Origin of the sequence: Exiguobacterium sp. s131 (genome assembly GCF_018617345.1) — a bacterium.
Taxonomy (GTDB): Bacteria; Bacillota; Bacilli; order Exiguobacteriales; family Exiguobacteriaceae; genus Exiguobacterium; species Exiguobacterium profundum.
In genome coordinates this window covers 1-421 of sequence record NZ_JACSJX010000015.1, presented here as the reverse complement: position 1 = coordinate 421, position 421 = coordinate 1, and the positions used below count along the sequence as shown (strand labels likewise).

The following is a 421-nucleotide window of genomic DNA, read 5'->3' as shown; positions in this document are numbered from 1 at the left end:
ATTTTCTTTCTCTTCCTCCGGGTACTTAGATGTTTCAGTTCCCCGGGTATGCCTCACGCCACGCTATGTATTCACGTGGGTGTCCCGCCAGTCTCCCGGCGGTGGGTTCCCCCATTCGGAGATCTCTGGATCAATGTGTACTTACCACTCCCCAGAGCATTTCGCTGTTCGTCGCGTCCTTCATCGGCTCCTAGTGCCAAGGCATCCACCGTACGCCCTTTCTACCTTGATCTAGCGTCTAAGACACACGGTCCATTGCGGACCATATGTGAAATTGGTTTTTGATGTCTTGATGAATCTTCAGTTTTCAAGGAACAATCGAGGGACGAACCCTCAAAACTGAACGATGGGCAATGCCACATGGGCATTTTCCTTAGAAAGGAGGTGATCCAGCCGCACCTTCCGATACGGCTACCTTGTT

Annotated in this window: 1 rRNA gene; it reads right to left on the bottom strand. The window is 51.3% G+C overall.

Going from position 1 to position 421, the window contains the following annotated elements:
• Window positions 1-232, bottom strand: a 23S ribosomal RNA gene (locus tag KNO69_RS15255); the annotation flags it as partial.
• Window positions 233-421: the final 189 nt, after the last annotated feature.